29 protein-coding genes and 1 tRNA gene are annotated in these 19,294 nt (G+C 35.2%); 15 read left to right on the top strand and 15 right to left on the bottom strand.

The genetic code is table 11. From position 1 onward, the window contains the following. Window positions 1-20: 20 nt before the first annotated feature. Window positions 21-776, bottom strand: a complete 756-nt coding sequence (locus tag Nisw_RS06820) for a TatD family hydrolase (protein ID WP_141977651.1) — start codon at window positions 774-776, stop codon at window positions 21-23. 97 nt (window positions 777-873) lie between these two features. On the opposite strand from Nisw_RS06820, the gene Nisw_RS06815 reads away from it, so the two are divergent. Next, window positions 874-1,095 carry a histone family protein gene (locus Nisw_RS06815; RefSeq protein ID WP_048071117.1) on the top strand — a complete coding sequence of 74 codons (222 nt, stop codon included), beginning with the start codon at window positions 874-876 and terminating at the stop codon, window positions 1,093-1,095. Window positions 1,096-1,210: 115 nt separating this feature from the next. On the opposite strand, the gene Nisw_RS06810 is transcribed toward Nisw_RS06815, so the two are convergent. From Nisw_RS06810 to Nisw_RS06800, 3 genes are all read right to left on the bottom strand, one after another. After that, window positions 1,211-1,495: a hypothetical protein gene (locus Nisw_RS06810; RefSeq protein WP_141977649.1), complete on the bottom strand. Its 285-nt coding sequence runs from the start codon at window positions 1,493-1,495 to the stop codon at window positions 1,211-1,213. 134 nt (window positions 1,496-1,629) lie between these two features. Next, complete coding sequence (locus Nisw_RS06805) at window positions 1,630-2,631, bottom strand: beta-propeller fold lactonase family protein (RefSeq protein ID WP_141977647.1); 1,002 nt, start codon at window positions 2,629-2,631, stop codon at window positions 1,630-1,632. Window positions 2,632-2,765: 134 nt separating this feature from the next. Further along, entirely contained in the window at window positions 2,766-2,978 is a 213-nt protein-coding gene (locus Nisw_RS06800) for a hypothetical protein (RefSeq protein ID WP_255430741.1), read from the bottom strand. A gap of 149 nt (window positions 2,979-3,127) precedes the next feature. On the opposite strand from Nisw_RS06800, the gene Nisw_RS06795 reads away from it, so the two are divergent. Further along, window positions 3,128-4,102 (top strand): dienelactone hydrolase family protein, encoded by a 975-nt coding sequence (locus Nisw_RS06795; RefSeq protein ID WP_255430740.1) that lies wholly within the window; start codon window positions 3,128-3,130, stop codon window positions 4,100-4,102. 123 nt (window positions 4,103-4,225) lie between these two features. Here the strand turns inward: Nisw_RS06795 and Nisw_RS06790 are convergent, their stop codons facing one another. Beyond that, window positions 4,226-4,681, bottom strand: a complete 456-nt coding sequence (locus tag Nisw_RS06790) for a plastocyanin/azurin family copper-binding protein (protein ID WP_185736592.1) — start codon at window positions 4,679-4,681, stop codon at window positions 4,226-4,228. A gap of 74 nt (window positions 4,682-4,755) precedes the next feature. On the opposite strand from Nisw_RS06790, the gene Nisw_RS06785 reads away from it, so the two are divergent. Beyond that, window positions 4,756-6,507 (top strand): AIPR family protein, encoded by a 1,752-nt coding sequence (locus Nisw_RS06785; RefSeq protein ID WP_141977643.1) that lies wholly within the window; start codon window positions 4,756-4,758, stop codon window positions 6,505-6,507. Between the two features lie 156 nt (window positions 6,508-6,663). Beyond that, window positions 6,664-6,831, top strand: coding sequence for a hypothetical protein (locus Nisw_RS09205; RefSeq protein ID WP_185736591.1), 168 nt, complete (start codon window positions 6,664-6,666; stop codon window positions 6,829-6,831). Here the strand turns inward: Nisw_RS09205 and Nisw_RS06780 are convergent. Then, window positions 6,828-7,406, bottom strand: coding sequence for a hypothetical protein (locus Nisw_RS06780; RefSeq protein ID WP_141977641.1), 579 nt, complete (start codon window positions 7,404-7,406; stop codon window positions 6,828-6,830). The genes Nisw_RS09205 and Nisw_RS06780 overlap by 4 nt on opposite strands. Window positions 7,407-7,509: 103 nt before the next feature. On the opposite strand from Nisw_RS06780, the gene Nisw_RS06775 reads away from it, so the two are divergent. Further along, complete coding sequence (locus tag Nisw_RS06775) at window positions 7,510-7,770, top strand: winged helix-turn-helix domain-containing protein (protein ID WP_141978549.1); 261 nt, start codon at window positions 7,510-7,512, stop codon at window positions 7,768-7,770. A gap of 3 nt (window positions 7,771-7,773) precedes the next feature. On the opposite strand, the gene Nisw_RS06770 is transcribed toward Nisw_RS06775, so the two are convergent. Next, window positions 7,774-7,980 (bottom strand): hypothetical protein, encoded by a 207-nt coding sequence (locus tag Nisw_RS06770; protein WP_141977640.1) that lies wholly within the window; start codon window positions 7,978-7,980, stop codon window positions 7,774-7,776. 61 nt (window positions 7,981-8,041) lie between these two features. Between Nisw_RS06770 and Nisw_RS06765 the strand changes: the two genes are divergently transcribed. Together Nisw_RS06765 and Nisw_RS09450 are read left to right on the top strand one after the other, a co-directional pair. Next, the gene (locus Nisw_RS06765; protein ID WP_141977638.1) at window positions 8,042-8,227 is read left to right on the top strand and encodes a hypothetical protein; all 186 of its coding nucleotides are present in this window, start codon (window positions 8,042-8,044) and stop codon (window positions 8,225-8,227) included. A 33-nt stretch (window positions 8,228-8,260) separates the two neighbouring features. Further along, window positions 8,261-8,392, top strand: a complete 132-nt coding sequence (locus Nisw_RS09450; RefSeq protein WP_255430738.1) for a hypothetical protein — start codon at window positions 8,261-8,263, stop codon at window positions 8,390-8,392. Window positions 8,393-8,429: 37 nt separating this feature from the next. Here the strand turns inward: Nisw_RS09450 and Nisw_RS06760 are convergent. Continuing rightward, a tRNA-Thr gene (locus Nisw_RS06760) sits at window positions 8,430-8,503 on the bottom strand. A gap of 53 nt (window positions 8,504-8,556) precedes the next feature. On the opposite strand from Nisw_RS06760, the gene Nisw_RS06755 reads away from it, so the two are divergent. Together Nisw_RS06755 and thiL are read left to right on the top strand one after the other, a co-directional pair. Then, entirely contained in the window at window positions 8,557-9,855 is a 1,299-nt protein-coding gene (locus Nisw_RS06755) for a phosphomannomutase (protein WP_141977636.1), read from the top strand. Further along, the gene (gene thiL, locus Nisw_RS06750; RefSeq protein WP_141977634.1) at window positions 9,839-10,789 is read left to right on the top strand and encodes a thiamine-phosphate kinase; all 951 of its coding nucleotides are present in this window, start codon (window positions 9,839-9,841) and stop codon (window positions 10,787-10,789) included. Before Nisw_RS06755 ends, thiL begins: the two co-directional genes overlap by 17 nt. Window position 10,790: 1 nt before the next feature. Here the strand turns inward: thiL and Nisw_RS06745 are convergent, their stop codons facing one another. Beyond that, on the bottom strand, window positions 10,791-11,099 hold the full coding sequence (locus Nisw_RS06745; RefSeq protein ID WP_255430737.1) for a hypothetical protein: 309 nt from the start codon (window positions 11,097-11,099) through the stop codon (window positions 10,791-10,793). A 129-nt stretch (window positions 11,100-11,228) separates the two neighbouring features. Here Nisw_RS06745 and Nisw_RS06740 point away from each other — a divergent pair, with 129 nt between their 5' ends. Further along, complete coding sequence (locus Nisw_RS06740) at window positions 11,229-11,747, top strand: 30S ribosomal protein S11 (RefSeq protein ID WP_141977630.1); 519 nt, start codon at window positions 11,229-11,231, stop codon at window positions 11,745-11,747. Here Nisw_RS06740 and Nisw_RS06735 read toward each other — a convergent pair. From Nisw_RS06735 to Nisw_RS06725, 3 genes are read right to left on the bottom strand one after another with little or no spacing between them, the layout of a single operon-like run. After that, on the bottom strand, window positions 11,744-12,055 hold the full coding sequence (locus tag Nisw_RS06735; RefSeq protein ID WP_141977628.1) for a hypothetical protein: 312 nt from the start codon (window positions 12,053-12,055) through the stop codon (window positions 11,744-11,746). The two genes, Nisw_RS06740 and Nisw_RS06735, sit on opposite strands and share 4 nt — an antisense overlap. Then, complete coding sequence (locus tag Nisw_RS06730; protein WP_141977626.1) at window positions 12,052-12,462, bottom strand: DNA-binding protein; 411 nt, start codon at window positions 12,460-12,462, stop codon at window positions 12,052-12,054. The genes Nisw_RS06735 and Nisw_RS06730 overlap by 4 nt, the downstream gene beginning before the upstream one ends. Beyond that, window positions 12,459-13,907 carry an RtcB family protein gene (locus Nisw_RS06725; RefSeq protein ID WP_141977624.1) on the bottom strand — a complete coding sequence of 483 codons (1,449 nt, stop codon included), beginning with the start codon at window positions 13,905-13,907 and terminating at the stop codon, window positions 12,459-12,461. The genes Nisw_RS06730 and Nisw_RS06725 overlap by 4 nt, the downstream gene beginning before the upstream one ends. Before the next feature lie 301 nt (window positions 13,908-14,208). Here Nisw_RS06725 and Nisw_RS06720 point away from each other — a divergent pair, with 301 nt between their 5' ends. Then, window positions 14,209-14,409 carry a hypothetical protein gene (locus tag Nisw_RS06720; RefSeq protein ID WP_141977622.1) on the top strand — a complete coding sequence of 67 codons (201 nt, stop codon included), beginning with the start codon at window positions 14,209-14,211 and terminating at the stop codon, window positions 14,407-14,409. Window positions 14,410-14,514: 105 nt separating this feature from the next. Continuing rightward, window positions 14,515-15,876: an adenylosuccinate lyase gene (purB, locus tag Nisw_RS06715; protein ID WP_141977620.1), complete on the top strand. Its 1,362-nt coding sequence runs from the start codon at window positions 14,515-14,517 to the stop codon at window positions 15,874-15,876. A gap of 40 nt (window positions 15,877-15,916) precedes the next feature. Here the strand turns inward: purB and Nisw_RS06710 are convergent, their stop codons facing one another. Continuing rightward, window positions 15,917-16,249, bottom strand: a complete 333-nt coding sequence (locus Nisw_RS06710; protein WP_141977618.1) for a hypothetical protein — start codon at window positions 16,247-16,249, stop codon at window positions 15,917-15,919. A gap of 367 nt (window positions 16,250-16,616) precedes the next feature. Between Nisw_RS06710 and Nisw_RS06705 the strand changes: the two genes are divergently transcribed. Next, a complete protein-coding gene (locus tag Nisw_RS06705) occupies window positions 16,617-16,928 on the top strand; it encodes a hypothetical protein (protein ID WP_141977616.1) in 312 nt (103 codons plus the stop codon). A gap of 74 nt (window positions 16,929-17,002) precedes the next feature. On the opposite strand, the gene Nisw_RS06700 is transcribed toward Nisw_RS06705, so the two are convergent. Continuing rightward, window positions 17,003-17,194, bottom strand: coding sequence for a hypothetical protein (locus tag Nisw_RS06700; protein ID WP_141977614.1), 192 nt, complete (start codon window positions 17,192-17,194; stop codon window positions 17,003-17,005). 4 nt (window positions 17,195-17,198) lie between these two features. Beyond that, the gene (locus tag Nisw_RS06695) at window positions 17,199-18,128 is read right to left on the bottom strand and encodes a transcription initiation factor IIB family protein (protein WP_141977612.1); all 930 of its coding nucleotides are present in this window, start codon (window positions 18,126-18,128) and stop codon (window positions 17,199-17,201) included. Between the two features lie 404 nt (window positions 18,129-18,532). On the opposite strand from Nisw_RS06695, the gene Nisw_RS06690 reads away from it, so the two are divergent. Together Nisw_RS06690 and Nisw_RS06685 are read left to right on the top strand one after the other, a co-directional pair. After that, entirely contained in the window at window positions 18,533-18,781 is a 249-nt protein-coding gene (locus tag Nisw_RS06690; RefSeq protein ID WP_141977610.1) for a hypothetical protein, read from the top strand. 3 nt (window positions 18,782-18,784) lie between these two features. Then, on the top strand, window positions 18,785-19,270 hold the full coding sequence (locus Nisw_RS06685; RefSeq protein ID WP_141977609.1) for a mechanosensitive ion channel domain-containing protein: 486 nt from the start codon (window positions 18,785-18,787) through the stop codon (window positions 19,268-19,270). Window positions 19,271-19,294 lie beyond the last annotated feature (24 nt).

Raw genomic sequence — 19,294 nt, 5'->3', positions numbered from 1 at the left:
AAGATTAGGGTATTTTATATCTATATTCCAAGATACGAGTTTGAATTTTTTTCTAGCAGTTCTGCAGTCTCATCAAAGGACTTTCCTAGAACTTTGGAGGCAGAAAAGATCACACTTGGAATAAAGCCAATATCTGCAGATTTCATTTCAAAGCATCTAGAAAACCTGACAGGACCATCAGTCTCAACTAGAATTTTTGATTCATCGCATTTTGATAATAGAATCTGCTTGTCATTAGCATAAATCATCACAGGTCCAAAGGAAACAAAGAATCCCATATCCATGGCCTTTGAAAGTTGTTTCTTGCTTCCATCAAACCAGTGAAGTAATGCATATTTTGTATCATACGAAGTCATGACTTGAAAAACATCATCCAAACTTTTTCGCGAGTGAATTGATACTGGCTTGTTATATTTTTCAGCACAAGACAGTAAAGTTTCAAAGACATGGGTTTGTCTTTTAGTATCTTCATCATTATTAGTATAGGTAGGATCTAATCCTATCTCCCCAATACCTGCAAGAGTATCATGATTATTTTCAATCAGAGTAACAACTTTTTCTAATTCATCATTTGCGCATTCTGGATGAATTCCAATAAACGGTAATACAAGATCACTTTTTTGTGCAAGCTCCAAAGTTTCTAGAGAATTTTTTACATCCATAGATACACAACATGCTTTAATTTTCAAAAAATCCATTTCTTGTAAAATAAAATCCATGTCAGGAGCATACTGAGGATCAGATAAATGAATGTGAGAATCAAAGTACCAAGTCATTTTCTTGATCAATTCTTAAAATAGTCTGTATAAATCGATTCCTTAGTGATATTTTTTCACTCATTATCTTTTTTCACAAAAAATTAAAACAAAATTCATGAAATCATCAGAATTGGGTCTATCTGCAATGTATAGAATTCTAAAAAAAGCAGGTGCTGAAAGAGTCAGCGATGAGTCTGCAGACGAATTAAGAAGAGTTATTGAAGAAGTGGCAAATGGTATTGCTAAAAGTGCAGTAGATATGGCTTCTCACGCAGGTAGAAAAACTGTCAAAGGTGAAGACGTGAAATTGGCTTCAAAACCATTTAACAAATTCTAGTCCAAGAATCAATCAAACAGAAAAAATGTGGGATAGAGTACTTGTTATTAAAAAAATTAATGTAAAATCAAGTACTCAAAATTTAGTTTCCACTAGGGAAATTCTACCGAGTACTTTAGAGAATTTGTGAGCGAATTACTTCGTCAAAGGCTTCAAGATATGCAACTTGGGATAAGATTTTTTCAGTTTGCATCGTATCAGATGTGTTTATAGAAGATCCTATATCATTTGGAATTTTTAGAATCTCTGCTTCAACACCTTCTAGAAGCTCTCCAAACTCGTGAACTAGGGTATCTGCTTCATGATCACCAAATACATCAGTGATTCCCAATGCCATCAAGACAACTAGTGCCATTATGGCGGTCAGGGCAACAGATTTTTTGTTGTGTGTTCTAGTCACAAAAAAAATTGCCAAATTATCATATTTAACAATAAAGAAGAAAAGATCAGAATCTTTAGAGACAGATATTTTTCAAGGTGAAAAACGGATGCAGATGTGAAAAAATCATCGAGAAACTAGTTTTGGCAGTTAGGTTATGGGTTTCCAGGAATTGCAATCCAAAATGGAGTTTTACCAGGAGATATTCTCTCTTCTATAGTCAAACTATCAGTATCAATAACTACAATTTCATTTGTCTGCGTTACTCCAACATACAAATTGTTAGAATTTTGATCAGATCTTAATCCATGGGGTCCTTTTCCCACCTGAATTTGTTTAATTAATTCTAGAGAAGTGGCATCAATCACATTTATCTTATCATCACCTATTCCAGAAACAAAAATTTTGTTCCCAAAAGGAGGAATGTCAATACCATGATGTCCAGTACTAACAGAAATTCTTTTGATGATTGTGTTATCAATCAAATCAATTACTGCAACATCATTTGTTCCAATATTTGTCACAAACAGATGTTTTCCATCAGAAGTAATGTCTAGATTATGAGGTAATGTACCTACAGGAATTGAGTTTGTTTTAGTTAATGATGAAACATCAATTATTGCAATCTCATCACCTCCCTGAATTGTAACATAGGCAGTAATTCCATTAGGATGAAAAACAATATTGTGAGGTATTTTGCCAACAGGAATTTCTTTGGTTAGTTTCCATGTTTTTAGATCAATAACACCAACGGTGCCAGAATTTTCATTTGCAACAAAAGCAATGTCTAGAGTAGGATGAATCTTTACACCTTTTGGTGTTTTTCCAACAGTAATTTCAGATAATTTGTTTCCTTTAGAGTCATATGCAAAAACACTATCACTTGCACTGCTAGTAGCTAAAATCAACTTACCATCTTTAGATGTAGAAACATAAGTCATCTTTGGCCCTGCATCAAAAATATCTCCATCAATGTTTCCTACAGAATCCTGTCCTTGTAGAGTAAAAAATACAGAATCATGTAAAATTTTTGGCGAAACGTCCTGGTAATCAACAGTATAGGGTGTTGGAGAATAAAGTCCATAAGATGCAAATGCTACGCCTATTGCAACAATTCCTATAGACCAAAAAATTGCTGCTTTATCAATTGATGTCATCTTTTCTTCTAATCTAAATAATTTTGAACCATATTTTTAGATTCTAGTTTTTAGAGGTTTGAGCCAGTTTTAGAACTAAAAATGAAAGAAGTGGATGTGTTGCTATTTTAACTAACATCATTCATGTTGAATTATTATTTTCTAACATCCAAGGTTACGATAATTTCAGTTTTATCGTTATCAAGATCATCATTCAACTCAATTTTTTTGTCAACGAGTTTGAATTCTTCATTCAAAGAACCATCTTCATTAAAGGTTCTAACTAGTTTGCTTTTTGGAAGAACAGAGACGTCACTGGCATCAGAAAAAACGTCAACTGATTCACCATTTTTTATAATAATCTTCAATCTATAGATTCTAGTAAAAATAGATAATAAAAACAAAGACCACATTTGACGTACAAAATTGGATATGTATCCTTCAAAAGAAGTTACAAGTGGGAGTTTGAATCTTTTTTGCAAAATAGGTTAAATCTTAGAATCACATACAAGAAATTGTGAAGAGTTTTCTTTTTGGAATAATTGCAGTCTCATTGTTGTTTTTCTCATCACAAATTTACAACAATGCAGATGCAATTGCATATTTTCCTCCACCATTAAAGCAGATTCAAGAAGGTACTGAACCTTCCAAGGTTACATGTACAGAAGGCCTTGAATTAGTGTTGAAATTATCAAATGGTCAGCCAGCATGCATCAAGCCATCATCAGTTGAAAAATTAATTCAGCGAGGATGGGCAGTCCACATCCTACCAGACTATACAAATGAGAATAACAACTCGGAGATTTTTGAATTGGGAGAATTCTCAGTAGATACAATTAGTGTAGAGTATTTTCAAAACTCAAAGGGTTATTTGGCAAAGCCAGCAGCTGATGGGCAATATCCTGCAGTAATAATGATTCACGAGTGGTGGGGACTAAATGATAACGTCAAAGACATGGCAGAAAAACTTGCATCACATGGATATGTTGTATTTGCAGTTGACTTGTATGATGGAAAAGTAGCTACAACATCAGACGAAGCTCGTCAATTGGTAGGTTCATTTGATAAGCAAAACGGAATTGAAAACATGAATGTTGCAACACAATACATCCAAGAGCAATACTCTCCAGAAAAAATTGGTTCTATTGGATGGTGTTTTGGAGGACAACAGTCACTTAATCTTGCACTAAACAATGAAGACATGGATGCAACAGTAATTTACTATGGAAGACTAGTTACAGAACCTCAAACATTGTCCTCAATTGATTGGCCAATACTTGGAATCTTTGCAGAACTTGATCAAGGAATTCCACCCAAGCAAGTAAATGAATTCGAATCTGCATTAAATGAAGTGGGAATCACTAACGATATTCACATCTATCCAGGAGTAGACCACGCATTTGCAAATCCTTCAGGAGAACGTTATGCACCTGAGGCATCAATGGATGCATGGCAAAAAACTATAGAATTTTTCGAGACAAATCTAAGATAGAGCAAGATATCATCACAAGAGTTTAATTGTTCATTTTGTGTTTTTCAAAACGGTACTCTGGCAGAACGGTTATGCGTGGGCCTGCAAAGCCTATACAAGGGGGTTCGACTCCCTCGGGTACCTTTACTCCACAATAACTTGTCCTTCCATCCAAGGATGTAAAGTACAAAAATAATCAAAAGTTCCTGTTTCATCAAAAGTTAGTGTGTATGATTCAAAAGGATCCAGATATCCGCTATCAAAAAGATCTATTGGTTCATCATAGAATCCAGATGTGACACTATGAAATGCTGAATCCTCATTTACCCAGGTTACAGATTCGCCAACAGCAATTCTGATTTCAGATGGGATGTAGCATCTATCAGTCTCCTCACATCCAGGTCGAGATACTTTGGTTGGCATTATGACATCGCCGCCAGTCATTACGTCAGATTTCAAAACTCCTTGCATTGAATAAGTTGTTGTATTAGATTCAGAATCAGGCTCTGGTTGTGGCTCTACTCCAGTTGAAAATGCAACAGCTAGAGACACTATGATTGCGATTCCAATTATGCTAGTTGCAATTATTTTTTTATTCAAATCTTTTCACATCCAAAACCGAGTTATTACATAGTTACCCAAGTCTCTAAATATATAGCATATTAGAAAAGTAAATGTCACAAAATGGAAACGGGTTACTAGAATACATACCTGGATCACATACACTATTAGTTCAAAAAAATTCCAGTCCACCTCTAGAAGGATTTGAAGAAAATATCAGAGAAAGCATACACGAGTATGCTGAGAACTCTAAAAGCGACGTTGAGAAAGGAAACAATTTTCTTCAATGGATATTAACACGAGTCTTTGAGGCCACAGAAGACGATGCAGCAGATGCAATTGTAGATGGTGCAAACGATCTAGGCATTGATGCATACTTGCCAGTAGACTTTTCAGATAATACAGTTAGATTATTTCAATCAAAATATGGTACATCACATTCACTTGAAGCAATTGCAAAATTCAAAGAAGATGCAAAAAGACTGCTTACAAAAGACGTCACAAAGATGAGACCAGAGCTGGCTCAACTTGTCACAAAGATAAAGGAAAAGAATCTCAAAGTAAAATGCTGCTATGTAACTGACCAAAAAGTAGACTATCATGATGATCTAGTAGAAGTAATTGATGAGGAAAAAATCATTCAAAGATTATGGGACAGGATAAAGAAACCAGCAGCAGGAAAAAAATCATCAATAAGACTAGAAAAGATGCTTAGACATGAGAACACCATACTAGGAATTCTTAAACTGCGTGAACTAACAGAATTTGTAAGCAGGAACAGAGACTATGTGTTTGAATCAAACATCAGACAGTGGATGCAGTTCAAGACTACAGTTAACAAGGGATTACGAGAGACATTGCAAAGTAATCCAAACAAATTCTTCTTTTACAATAACGGAATAACAATTGTGGTAAGTGATTTTTCAGAACTAGGGGAGAACATGATTGAGCTTCATGCACCACAAATAGTAAACGGTGCTCAAACATCAAATTCCATACTTGATCATTCAAAGAGAACAAAAAACATGGACGGCTCCATGACAGTTACAATAATCAAAGCAGATGATGAGCAAGAACAAAACAACATTACAAAATATAGAAACTCACAAAACTCTGTCAGAGGAAAAGATCTAGTCTCTTTGATGGATTTTCACAAATCAATCAAATCACAATTAAAAAACTGCGGTTACTTTTATGAAATTCAAGCAGGTTCTTTTGATACAAAATCAAAATCAAAACAATGCGAGTATGCAGGAGATTCTACATACAACAATTATCTTCCAGACAATCACAAAAAAGTAATTGTTGCAAAAGATGCAATTCAATCTCTAGTTGCAGGAATTGAACAAAGACCAACTGAAGCATACAGTTCACCAGCTCAGTTTCTTCCAAGAGGCAGCAAGTATGACGATATCTTCAATGACAATCTAAAAGACGATTACAGAATCTTGTTGTATCCATATCTGGTAAAAGAATATGCAAAAAAGTCACTAAAGTATGGAAAGAAGGGAGGTCACAAGACAAAAAGATATGCGACATTGTTCTATGTTGCAGTATACTTTAGAATTTTACACAAGAAAATTTTGGAATCAAAGGGAGATTTCAAGGGAGACATTAGGAAAATCGAGCCAATTTTCCGCAGTTTCAAACTAAATTCTAGAATTTTGAAACTTGCAGATGTAATTGTGACAAAATTTCTCGAAGACACAGTGGTTGATGACGAGATAGAGATGGCAAACACAAAGCACAATTTCTTTTCTCAACACGTCTGGAATGACACAATGCTCAGAGTAATTGATAAAAAAATCAGGCAAGAAGAAGACGAAATCTTGGCACTAAAGAAACTAACAAACAGTTTATTGTAATTCTAGTAGGCAGAGTCCAACCAAGTAAAAATCTTGCAGGAGGTTTACATTGGTCAGACTGCTACCTAAATTTCATAAAAACAAGTGGTATTTAACATAATTTTCATCTAGCACTCGAGAATGTTTTTTATATTGATTAAAGAGAGCAGAAACACTTTGGGATTAAAAGAAAAATGTGCAATATGCAGTCAAGAAGTTAAACTTCAATTCAAAGCAATGAAAGAGTGGGGAATTGAAGGCACACTTTGCGGAGATTGTTATTCAAAAAAACTTCACGATTATTATCCTGGAGATCACGTTAGAGTAAACAAACACTTGGACTAGTTTTTCTCTTTTGAGAATTTATTTGCATTAAAACAATTCCAGACAAGTGGATCATCTTTTACATCTTTTTCTTCAAGGAATTTAATATCAGTAATTGTTTTCTTTCTTTTCAACAAGTTTACCTGAAAAGTAGAGAACTTTTTGCAATCACATTTGTTATACAGACATACATCCTCATCATTTTCATCATGATCTACTGCTTCATGACCGCAATTGCACAATGCATCTTTTTTTACTTCATTAAGAGACTTTTGTGCATATGTTCCTAATCTCAAATATGCTTCTCCACCGTGACCTTTCTTGAATCGATCATAATTTTCAGACTTGTGTAAAACTTTGAAGAAGGACATGTTCGTGTCAGGTTTTTGGGAGTCAGCGCCCATGATAAACCAGTATTGATCACCGATCTCGACAAATCTGATCTTAATTGATGGATCTACCCAGTAACGAATGGTGTCATGCCAAATAGATGCAGACTCTTTTCTGTCAGAGACCAAGGGGACAACATTCATGCGAAGATCATAATACCTGTAAGCAACACCTTCAAAGTCATCAAACCATGGAATTGCAGACATTGGTGATAACTAGGCTAGAGATTATTTATCTGAACTGAAAGATGGTAATACCCTTATATCTGAGTTTTAGAATAGACTACGTATGGTTTCCTATAGAACTAGTATGCAAATTGTAGCTGATTTGTTGACTGTTACTGAACAGTCTGGACAGGAAGGCATCAAGACAACATCACTTCTAACAAAGGCAAATTTATCACATTCTAGACTATCCAAATTCTTAGATAACTTGACTGGCGCAGGCCTAATCAACAAAATTGAATTTGATGGAAAGAACACCTTTGTAATTACACCAAAAGGAAGACAATATTTGGAATCTTATGCAAACTTTTCAAGTATTGCTGAATCATTTGGTTTAGAACTCTAAGACCTATTTTCTAGATCTTCTTTTTGCATTAGCTTTTTGTCGTTCTTTTTTCTCCTTATAGGAGCTGTAAACGACAATAATAATTATTCCTGCTATTCCGCCATAAAATAACGGTGCAATGAATCTCATCTCACCTGTAGACGGATTGAAAAATGCAATTGCTATAGTTACAATCATAAAAATCAAAATTACTGTGAGATACTTGTCCATTATTCGATGTAATTTACAAAACCATATATCTTTTTGAAATCACCACAGACTCAGAGAAAACATGGCAAAAATGCTAGAATTAGGCGGATTGGTTTTGATAGCTATAATGTTTGCAAGTTTTGTTGGAGCTTTTCAACCTACAATTGAACCTGGTTTATCGCCATTGTTTTGGGGATGTGCAGGAGCTGCTCTAACTATAATCATGTATAGAAAATTCAAGAGAAAACGTGATGAAGAAACTGAATAAAAATTTTAGAAAACACTAGTAATTGATCAACATTTGATCAACCGACAGATCTATAAAGGAGAATTTCAGGTTACTAATGAGGGGAACATGACAGAACAAACTAAACAATGGTGGGAAGGTTTAGGAAAAGAACTAGAAGTAGATATCGAAACCCTTGATGAATAAGATTCTCAATTTACAAACATTTTTGAAAAATTAACAAAGCCTCGGACGGGATCTGAACCCGCGACCTAACGCTTACGAGGCGTTCGCTCTACCAGGCTGAGCTACCAAGGCACGTTTGGGTAAAGCCATCAGAGTTAATAAAAAGCCTTTCTGAGTTGGATTGATTGAAAAAAACAATTTCAGGAATTAGAGGAATATTTGGAGAAGACCTCAATCTAAAAGACGTACTAGAATTTTGTAACAACTTTTCATCACTGGTAAAGTCTGAGAAATGTGTTATTGGAAAAGACACCAGACCATCAGGTTCCATGATAAAAGATACTGCCAGTGCAGCATTGATGAAAAACGGAATTGATGTTTTTAATTTAGAGACTGTTCCTACTCCAGTAGTTTTTAGAGAAGCAAGAAAGTATGGTGCAGGAATTGTTGTTTCATCTTCTCACAATCCAATAGAGTGGAATGGAATGAAATTCATCATTGAGGGAAGAGGAATAAATGAAAAGGAACTTCCGCAGATAATCCAAAAACAAGAGATCAAAAGCCAGAAAATTGGCAGCGAACAAGACATTTTATCATCATACATTGAAGATGCAAGAAAGATCATAGGAGATTTGGAGAACCAGCCTGAGGTTGTAGTAGATATTGGAGGCGGGGCTGCAAAAGGATTTGCGCCTGAATTGTTAGAATTAATCGGTTGTAATGTCCAGGTGTTAAATGAGAACCTGCAAGGGTGCACCAGAGGTCCAGATCCTACTTCAGATAATTTGGATGACCTTGTTTTGGCATCATCAAAAAAAGAGATCGGGTTTGCATTTGATTTGGATGGCGATAGATTGGTTGTAGTTAGAAACGGAAAGAAGCAGACACCTGATGTAACATTGGGATTGGGAGTTGCAAAGTCTTTGGAGTTAGGATACAAGAAGTTCGTGTTAAGTATCGACACAAGTGTTTCAGTTGAAAAGTTCATCAAAGAAAACGGCGGAACAGTTGAGCGAACCAAAGTTGGAGAAGCAAATGTAATTGAACAGATGATAAAAGACAATGCACAAGCTGGTGGAGAAGGAAGTAGTGGCGGTTTTATTTTACCGGAGTTTAATTATTGCAGAGAAGGAATTCTAACAAGCGGTTTGATTTCATCAATGCTTGGAACTGCAAAGTTTAACGAAGTTTTGAATTTTATGGAAAGTTATTTCCAAATTAGAGACAAGACTGCAATTGATGCACAGTTCCATGACAAAGTAATAGACAAAGTACATTCAACGTTTGCAAGTGATTATTCTGAAGTCAATACACTAGACGGAGTCAAAGGAATCATTGATGAGAACAGTTGGGTATTGATAAGAAAATCAAACACTGAAGACATCATCAGAGTATCAGCTGAATCAAATGATGAGGAGAAATGCAAGAAGATTGTTAAAGACACAATAGAGTTGGTGAATCAAAATTATGAGCAAGTTAGATGAATCAGAAATCATCAAAATTTTTCAAAAGAAGCTTGGAAACAAGAATTTTGTATCTGAAGACGTAGAGATTTTCAAGTTAAACAAATCAAACATCATAGCAAAAACAGACACACTAGTAGAAAGTACAGATATTCCCCCCAAGATGAAATTATCAGATGCTGCAAGAAAAAGTGTAGTAGCATGTGTCAGCGACTTTGCTGCAAAGGGAATCAAGCCGGAATATGGGATAATTTCAGTAAACTTTCCTTCAAGTATCTCACGCTCAAAAATAGAAGATGCTGCTGCAGGATTCAGAAAAGCCTGCAAAGAGTTTGGAATTTCCATTCTAGGAGGCGATACAAACGCAGGAAGAGAAGTTGTGTTTAATGTGTGCCTGTTTGGAAGTTCTAAGAGAATAGTACCCAGAGGCGGTTCAAAGAATAATGATTTGATTTTTGCAACAGGACCATTTGGTTATACTGCAGCAGGTCTAGGCATATTGCTAGACAAGAAGAAAGGAAGTAGAGATTTTGTTAAAAAATCCATCCAGTCAGTGTTGAATCCAAAGCCCAGAGTAAATTTTGGATTGAAAAATAAAAAATACTTTACAGCAACAATGGATTCTAGTGACGGTCTATCCACCACACTAAACGAGATGGCAAAGCAGTCAAAAAAGAAATTTGTCATCACCAGTTCACCACACAAAAAGGATTTGGAAACTCATGCAAAGTCACAAAAATTGAATTTAGATGGTTTGGTTTTTCATGGAGGAGAAGAATACGAGTTTGTTTTTACTGTTAATCCAAAACACAAGCAAGCCATTTTAAAAAATGCAAAACTTCTCAAGACACCAATCATTGAGATTGGTCACGTAACTACTGGTAAGGGAGTGGTGCTACAGAGAAACAACAAAGAGATTGTTCTAAAAGACTCTGGTTGGAAACACTTTAGATAAATTATTCACCATGTGATGTGTCTCTTTCGACATTATTTACAATACTAAAAACAGATTCGGCAGGTAAAACTGCAACACATTCAGTCATCCACAAATCATCAAGGTATAGCAATCGTTTTTTGTCATCTTCTGGCAAGTCATCAGGATGTGCTTCGGGGTAAAGTGCATGCATCTTGTATCCCTCATTTGCAATTTGTTGGCATTTTTTCTCTTGGGGGGACAAAATGACTTCGTTGATCGGGGTCAGGGATTGGATTGCCATTGAACCAAACAAAGCAGCAGCTATTGCAACACCGATTGCCAGAAACAAGATGGAGGCCATAATGAATCTTAGAGTTTTTTCAGTATAAGAAGAATGGTCGTTTTTGGGCCAAGTAGTAAAATCAAAGCAAAATTCCAAAATCAATGTTTTTTAAACCCCTTTAGGTGTGAGTAGTCATTGTCAGAAACTGAAGCCAAAGTTGAGGAAGTAGTCGAAGAAGCACCAGTTGAAGAGACTGAGGCACCTGTCGAGGAAGTTGAATCCGAAGCAGTAGAACAAAAATCTCAACCACAGGCAAAGAAAGAGGAAGGCCCAGAAAAATGGGGTATTGCTCACATTTACAGTAGTTACAATAACACAATCATTCACATGACCGATCTAACTGGTGCTGAAACTGTTTCTATCAGTTCTGGTGGAATTCATGTCAATGCAGACAGATACGAATCATCACCATTTGCTGCAATGAAAGCTGCAAATGCAGTAGTAGAATCTGCACACAATAAAGGATTCACAGGATTTCATATCAGAGTTCGTGCAGTCGGAGGAGTTGGTTCTAGAGTTCCAGGTCCAGGTGCACAAGCTGCAATCAGAGCACTAGCAAGAGGCGGATTTAAGATTGGAAGAATTGATGATGTTACACCTATTCCTCATGACACCACTAGAAAGAAGGGTGGAAAGAGAGGAAGAAGAGTCTAGCCAACGACTTTAATTTTTACCTGACAATTTTTAGAAGCAAAATAATCATGCATAAAGTCAGCAAACTTTTCTTCTGCAGTACTAGATCTGTATTTTGATATCATATCAGCAAACTTTTCTTCAATGCCTTGTTGTAGTTCAGATTTGAATGCAATTTTAAAAAAAGTCCAACCAAAATTTTCTGTTGGTTCGCTGAACATGTATCCATTGTATGCACCAGTAAGTGATTCCATGTGAGACAAAGATCTTTTGATGTTAAACGAATCGTCTGAATAATTTGTTGTAGAAATTTCTAAAGTGATACTCATGATTCTTCATCCTTTGAAGATTGCTTGCTGAGTTTATCAGTTAGTGAAACAAACTTGCCGTCTTGTTCGATGTTGATTTTTGTCTCCATCCTGATGTTTAGTCCAACTGATCTAAACAGTGTCAGTAATTTTCCGCCGTCAATTGTTTCGTTAATCTCACCGGACTTTATCAATTCAGATAACTTTTCTATAATGATTTTTGTTTCGTTTGGAAATTGTGATTCTGCATTTTGTAAAACCTCTAGTCCCCTAAATCCCAAAACTTTGACTAGTATGTCCCTTGGATTTTCAGGAGGTTTTTGTTCAGTTTGTTTTGGAGTAGAATCTTGTCTTGATACAAGATTTTTTTGCATCTCTGCTAGTCGTTTTGCTTTTAGTCTCTCTAGTTCTGAATCTTCTTCGCTCAACCCTTTATCACACCTATAGGCACTAATTTTGCCACTTTGGTGGCAATTCCTAGATTATGAGAAACATTAACTACAGAATCAACGTCTTTGTAGGCCTGAGGTGTCTCCTCCACAACTCCATCTCTGGTCAGTGCTTTGATAAAAATTCCCTTGTCATTTAGGGATTTTTTAACATCATTTTCAGTATAGTTTTTTCTGGCCTTGGAGCGAGACATTGTTCTTCCTGCGCCATGGGCAGTTGAACCAAAGCTTAGATCCATAGAATTTGGCTGTCCAAGTAGAATCCAGCTTGCAGTACCCATAGAGCCAGGAACCAAGACAGGTTGGCCTAGATGACGATACTTTGAAGGGATTTCTTCCCTGTTTGCAGGAAATGCCCTAGTTGCACCTTTTCTGTGAACAACAAGTTTTCTCTCCTCGCCATTTACTTTGTGTTTTTCTACTTTGGCAATATTATGTGCAACATCATAAACTAGTTTCATATCAAGATCAGATTCTGACTGATTAAAGACGCGTTCAAAAGATTTTCTAGTCCAATGAGTAATCATCTGTCTGTTACTCCAAGCAAAGTTAAGAGCTGCAAACATTGCTTTTCTGTAAGACTCTCCTTCCTCAGAAGTATTTGGAACACATGCAAGTTCTCTATCAGGTAATGTAATGTTGTATTTGCTCATTGCTTGTTCTGCAACTCTCAAGTAATCACTACAAACTTGATGGCCAAATCCTCTTGAACCACAATGAACTAAAACAGTAATTGTTCCTTCTTTAATTCCCATCTTCTCAGCTGCTTGCTCATCATGAATCTCTGCAACTTTTTGAATTTCAAGAAAATGATTTCCAGAACCTAAACTACCAAGCTGAGGTGCACCTCTCTTTCTTGCTTTATCTGAAACTTTGTTAGGGTCTGCATTTTTTATCTGTCCGTTTTCTTCACAGACATCTGAATCATTTGTTGAACCATATCCATGATCAATTGCCCAGTTTACTCCGTTAACTAACACTTCATCAAGTTCAGAGTGACTTAGTTTTACTGCACCCTTAGAGCCCACACCAGAAGGAATTGAACTGAAAAGATCAGTTACAATATCTTTTAGCTTAGAGCGAACCAAGTCTTCAGTTAGATTTGAGCGCAACAGTCTCACTCCACAATTAATGTCATAACCAACACCACCTGGACTGATCATTCCTTCTTCAGCATCCATGGCAGCAACACCACCTACAGGAAAACCATATCCTTCATGTCCGTCAGGCAAAACAACACTGTGTCCTACAATTCCAGGAATAGAGGAGACGTTTCTTGCTTGCATGATAGTCCTATCAGTAAGCATTTTTTCCAGTAATGCTTCATTGGCGTAAATTTTGACTGGAACCCTCATTCCCAAACTAGAATCTGCATCAATTTGGTATTGATTCTCTACAATTTTTCTTGGAGTTATAGAAGACATTGTATCGGTAAAGTTCTCGTCCAATCCAATTTAAATCATCAGAAGAATTGAGGGTGATTTTATTTTTGGAAATCATGGATAGTCTTAAGTTCAATCACAACAAAGATTGCTTATGGGAAATGATCCTTTCTGCCATTGCGGTTCATGCGGTCACGAAAAGGTAGATGAATGTTATACAAAACAATGTGCTTGTTGCTTAACTGATCACCAAGGCGCTTTTGGAAAAAATAGATAAAAAATAAACAAAATCAAATATGAAATTGATGATCTAATTTATCTAGGATAGAATTACTTCTAGAGTATGGTCAGAGGAAAACTTTCTGAAGAAGAAAAAGAAAAACAGCTAAAAGAACAAAAACTAAGAGCTAGTGTATCAAGGGCTGCAAGAAGAAGTGGAAAGAGCATAAAAAAAGAAGGCAAAGTCAGCAAGGCAACTGCTAAAACAAAAGAAGCAAGATCCTCAAAGAAGATTGCAGCTATAAAAAAGGAAACTAGACGTTAGATTTTATCAAAAACCGTTTTAATTTAATCTCAAAGGTTCAGTTCATGAACCCAGCCTACATTTTACATAAGTAGATTTATTTTCCAATAAATCTCAGTGGAGATATTGGCAATTCTACCTATTGATAGTGGTCGTTATGGCACTAAAGAAATGATGGAAATTTTTAGTGAGCAGAAAAAAATCAACTATCAGTTGGAGATTGAAGGTGCAGCTGCAATTTCTCAAAGTGAAATCGGAATGATTTCAAAAAGTATTGGTAAGGAAATTCACAGAGCAGCAACTTCTGGAAAAATTACTGCAAAGAGAATCAAACAGCTAGAGGCAAAAAGTGATCACGACACTGCAGCACTAGTTGAATCACTTAGTGAGAAATGTAGCAAGAATGCAAGACCATGGATTCACTATGGATTGACAAGCAATGATTTGGTTGATACAAGCAACTCTATGCAGATGCGCGATGCATTGCAAATCATTGAACCAAAGGTTGCAAAGATGGCATCAATCTTGGCCAAAAAAGCTCTAAAGCATTCTAAGATTCCAGCAGTAGGCAGAACACACGGACAACATGCCAGCATCATTTCATTTGGATTAAAATTTGCAAATTGGGCAGCCGAGATGGCAAAGCATGTTGAGAGAATTGAAGAGATTAAGAAGAGAATTTTGATTTGTAAAACATTAGGTGTTGTTGGAACAGGTTCACTGATGGGTGCAAAGTCACTTGAAGTTCAAAGAAGAGCTGCAAAGAGATTGAAACTGTACCCAGCTGAAGTTACAACACAAGTTGTTCCAAGAGAAAGATATGCCGAATACGTCTTTGAATTAGCTTTGATTGGTGCAACATTGGAAAAGATTGCAATAGAGATTAGAAATCTGCAGAGAACAGAAATTGGAGAGGTTGCAGAGCAGTTCAAGAAAGGACAGATGGGAAGCAGTGCAGTTCCTGTAAAGAGAAACCCAATCAAGAGTGAGCGTGTATCATCATTATCTAAACTAGTTCGAAGTCAAGTTGCAATATCATTTGAGAACATCCCATTATGGCATGAGCGTGATTTATCAAACTCTGCTAATGAGAGATTTGTAATTCCTACAGTATCCATTCTAGTTGATGAGATGCTTGAGACAATGACTAGAATTGTTTCAAATCTATTGGTAAATGAAAAGAGAATTGTTGATAATCTATACATCACAAAGGGACAAATCTTTGCTGAATTTGTGCTAGAGGCACTAATCAAGAAAGGAGTTCCTAGATTTGTTGCATACAGAGACGTGCAACGAGTTGCATTTTTGGCAAATGACAAGGGAATGTTCTACAAAGATGCAATCAAAAATGATAAAGCATTCACATCAAAGTTAACTGAAAAAGAGATTGATGCAATATTCTCACCTGAAAAACATCTTGGTGCATCACCTGCAATTATCAGCAATGTCAACAAGTCAGTTCACAAGACAGTAAAGAAATTCATTTAGATCAAGTCCCATTTGGGCAGAAAAATGACAAAAACTGTTCCTAAATCTTTCCCTGTATCCTTTCAAGAATAGTAAACAAAGGCATTGCATCCCAATTGTACAGCTTAACATCTAAGGAATTTGCACAAATTTTGGAGTAATTCTCAAAATAATTCTTGGCCTTTTCTTCTGTGGCATCAAAGATGGCCATGCTTGTCTTGCCATCATCAAATCGTCCAGCCCAGATAAAATCACCTTTCTCAAACCACTCTTCATTTAATTTCTCTACAAGAGGTTTGACAATTTCAAGTTCATTTACTTTAGCAGTTGTTTTCCTAGAAGAGAGAATTACCCACAACTTTCTTTCATTAATTACTTCAGGAATTACTGACATGATAGTAATTTGTGTTCTTTTTATTTATTTTTTCAGAGAGTCAACTCAAAATTTAGTTTGATTTTCTTGAATTAATGTTCATGTCATCATAGTATTTTGTAGGTTTTCCAAACATTTTTCTACAATTCCTACAAGGATCATCTACATGACATTCTGGTAGAAAGCAAGTCATTGTAACCTCAATGTTGAACAGTTAATGTTTCTAGAAATTTTGTATGCAATGCTTTCATGAATTTCAGTGGTGTTGTTATTTTTCTGCATAGGTATTATTTGAGGAGAAATCTAATTAATTCTCATAAGCAAATTAGCTTAAATTAGACTTTAAAGCTTAGATAATTTTTTACAATATCCTATTGTAATTATAATCATGTTAGAAGACGATATGAATTTTGATAAAAAACTAATCCAAAAAATTTGGGAAAAAGGAAGGAAAGATGCCAATTTAAATTCCAATGTGTTCAGACAAGATAGGTTTGGTGCATGGATCAAACATGCTGAGTATAATAAGTCAGAATCAATGTACGGATGGACAATTATAAAAAATCCTGACTCTAAAGACTCAGAATACATCCCAATCCATTTGAAAAATTGTATTAATGAAAATGACACTGTCATTGAATGCAATGTCACATCTGCAGGAACAACAAACATTCAACATGTAGAATCATCAGAGATTTAGAAAACTATGAAATAAAAAGAGTAGCAAAATGGAAAATAGGTAGAAAAAATATGCAATAAATTCTTAGACTATATCTATTTTAATTCTAACAGTGTTTTTTGAATCTCTTTTTGTTTCTGAATTAATTCTTTGATTTTGTTTTTTAGTTGTTGGCTGTGAGGATTGTCTGCTTTAATGTTTTCATATTCTAAAAGCAGATGTTTGTATTCATCTTGCAAGATTTCATACTCCTTTATTTTTGTTAATTCGCTTTGTTTTTGTGACATGTGTTTATTTCATCACCCCTACATCTATGCTCTCAATATATTTTGCAGCAAACGGCTTTATCAGTTTAGTAATTTTTCTAATTGTTACTGTACTGATATTGGTCACCTTTGAAATTTTTGCCATTGATACATGTTCACTATAATTAATTGCAGAAAGATATACTGCGGCTGCAGTAATTCCAAGCGGTTTCTTTCCCACATGAACTTTTTCCTTTTTGACATCATCAATTATTTTGATTGCAAGTCTTTTTGTTTTTTCACTAACTGATAATGAATTTGCAACTTGTGATATGTAGTCTGTTTCTGAAGGATCAATTTTTAGTTCTAGGTTTTTTACAAGACGTTTATACGCTTTTGATAATTTTCTTTTACTGATATTACAAATTCTGGTCGTATCATCTGCACTTCTTGGAATTCCAAGCTGCTTGCAGGCAACATAAACAGATCCTGCCACCATTGAGGGAATCGAACTTCCCATAATGAGGTTATTTTCTACTGCCTTTCTATAGATATATGCAGCATGTTCTTTTGCATTTTCTGGAATACCCAGCTGACTAGCATATGCATCTAAAATTGTGAATGCCTTTACAAGATTCCTTTCATTTCTGTCAATTTTGCTGCGTGAATCCCATATTCTTAATCTTGAAAAATGTCTCCTAGTGTCATTATGTAGCCTATTTCCCGTAGAATCATGATTTTTTCTTGAGATCGTTGTTGATTGAGACATATTTGAAGTTGATATTTTTGTTGGAGGGCCGTTTTGTGTTTTGTTCATATAATCTTCCTTGGTAGGAGTCATCAAACCATTTGAACGATCAATTGTTTTTTCTATAATCACTGCACCGCAATCACTACAACAAATTTCGCCTGTAACAACATCAGTTATGGGTGATGTGTGTTTATTTTCAAAACAATATTCTAACATCTGATTCATATAGATAATTTTGAATGTTATCATATAATTATTCATAAAATCACTAGCTGAAAATCAATTGATGAGCTGAAAATCAATTGATGAGCTGAAAAAATTTTACGTTTAATCTTGCATTCATGCAACAATCATTGTATTTTTTAAACAAACTCGATTTGATGTAAAGAGTGTGTGTGTCGTAGGTAATATCATCACTCTCTACACCAAAATCGTATAATCAGTCTTACATAATTCATTTAAAAATTATTGCATTAATAATTTACACAAGTTTTAATCGATGGTTTTATAACATGTGGTGTGATAACATTTTGCCAACATGAAAGGACTGGTAGTTAAAAAAATTATAGATAGATACTCACATAAATTTTCAAACATATCCATAAAAGAATTGAAAAGGAGTTTACATAATGATAAATAATCAAATTCATGACAATTCTAAACTGCATAAACTCTTTGATGTTTGCAAGTTACATGGAAAGTGGAAAAGAGCAGATAATTCTATACCACGCAATTATGTTGCACTTGAAGATGGCGCATCAGTTGATTTGAATATAATTAAGGCAAATTTTTCTGAATCATTTGAGTTTAAAAAAAATTCAAAAATTATAGTCAAGGACAGTATTGCAGAATTTTATGAAAAGGATATTCTTCAATAGATTTTGACTGAACTGTTTTTTGCAGTATTGTCTTTAGCAATAACTGCAATTTTGTATCTTGTTACACGACAAATAATCAATAAAAAACTGCAAGATCTGCAAGGTTCTGATAAACTATTAGGCATGATTCTTCTCTTCATCACTTTTGGAGAATTATTCTATCTAGGCACATTTTTTGGGTTGTTTGATATTGCCTTAGAGATGATTACTTCTATCGGTGCTGCTGCAGTGGTAATCGGAATTGCCCTACAAAATCAACTAAAAAATGCGATTGCAGGAATAAGCATATTTTTGAATCCTCAAATCAACGTGGGCGATACAATAGAGTTTGATTATGTTAGATGCAAAATCACAGGATTACATCTAACTAAAACTACGGCAGTTACTGAAGAGGGGGTACGAGTAATTATTCCAAACCATAAATTTAGTGAAGAGATGATTCAAATTTATCCCAAAACCTCGAAAATTCAGAATAAAAAACAATCATGAAGTTAAGTTCGATATAAAATAAAG

It is taken from the genome of Candidatus Nitrosopumilus sp. SW (genome assembly GCF_006740685.1).
In the GTDB taxonomy this organism is placed as follows: domain Archaea; phylum Thermoproteota; class Nitrososphaeria; order Nitrososphaerales; family Nitrosopumilaceae; genus Nitrosopumilus.
Note: the sequence above shows the minus strand (reverse complement) of the source record. Positions and strands in the feature narration are given on the sequence as shown.

Excerpts from the sequence above, each read along its gene's own strand:
- Nisw_RS06820 (WP_141977651.1), bottom strand. The coding sequence starts at position 776 with ATGACTTGGTACTTTGATTCTCACATTCATTTATCTGATCCTCAGTAT.
- Nisw_RS06815 (WP_048071117.1), top strand. The coding sequence starts at position 874 with ATGAAATCATCAGAATTGGGTCTATCTGCAATGTATAGAATTCTAAAA.
- Nisw_RS06805 (WP_141977647.1), bottom strand. The coding sequence starts at position 2,631 with ATGACATCAATTGATAAAGCAGCAATTTTTTGGTCTATAGGAATTGTT.
- Nisw_RS06785 (WP_141977643.1), top strand. The coding sequence starts at position 4,756 with ATGTCACAAAATGGAAACGGGTTACTAGAATACATACCTGGATCACAT.
- Nisw_RS06780 (WP_141977641.1), bottom strand. The coding sequence starts at position 7,406 with ATGTCTGCAATTCCATGGTTTGATGACTTTGAAGGTGTTGCTTACAGG.
- Nisw_RS06775 (WP_141978549.1), top strand. The coding sequence starts at position 7,510 with ATGCAAATTGTAGCTGATTTGTTGACTGTTACTGAACAGTCTGGACAG.
- Nisw_RS06770 (WP_141977640.1), bottom strand. The coding sequence starts at position 7,980 with ATGGACAAGTATCTCACAGTAATTTTGATTTTTATGATTGTAACTATA.
- Nisw_RS06765 (WP_141977638.1), top strand. The coding sequence starts at position 8,042 with ATGGCAAAAATGCTAGAATTAGGCGGATTGGTTTTGATAGCTATAATG.
- thiL (WP_141977634.1), top strand. The coding sequence starts at position 9,839 with ATGAGCAAGTTAGATGAATCAGAAATCATCAAAATTTTTCAAAAGAAG.
- Nisw_RS06735 (WP_141977628.1), bottom strand. The coding sequence starts at position 12,055 with ATGAGTATCACTTTAGAAATTTCTACAACAAATTATTCAGACGATTCG.
- Nisw_RS06725 (WP_141977624.1), bottom strand. The coding sequence starts at position 13,907 with ATGTCTTCTATAACTCCAAGAAAAATTGTAGAGAATCAATACCAAATT.
- Nisw_RS06720 (WP_141977622.1), top strand. The coding sequence starts at position 14,209 with ATGGTCAGAGGAAAACTTTCTGAAGAAGAAAAAGAAAAACAGCTAAAA.
- Nisw_RS06710 (WP_141977618.1), bottom strand. The coding sequence starts at position 16,249 with ATGTCAGTAATTCCTGAAGTAATTAATGAAAGAAAGTTGTGGGTAATT.
- Nisw_RS06705 (WP_141977616.1), top strand. The coding sequence starts at position 16,617 with ATGTTAGAAGACGATATGAATTTTGATAAAAAACTAATCCAAAAAATT.
- Nisw_RS06700 (WP_141977614.1), bottom strand. The coding sequence starts at position 17,194 with ATGTCACAAAAACAAAGCGAATTAACAAAAATAAAGGAGTATGAAATC.
- Nisw_RS06695 (WP_141977612.1), bottom strand. The coding sequence starts at position 18,128 with ATGAATCAGATGTTAGAATATTGTTTTGAAAATAAACACACATCACCC.
- Nisw_RS06690 (WP_141977610.1), top strand. The coding sequence starts at position 18,533 with ATGATAAATAATCAAATTCATGACAATTCTAAACTGCATAAACTCTTT.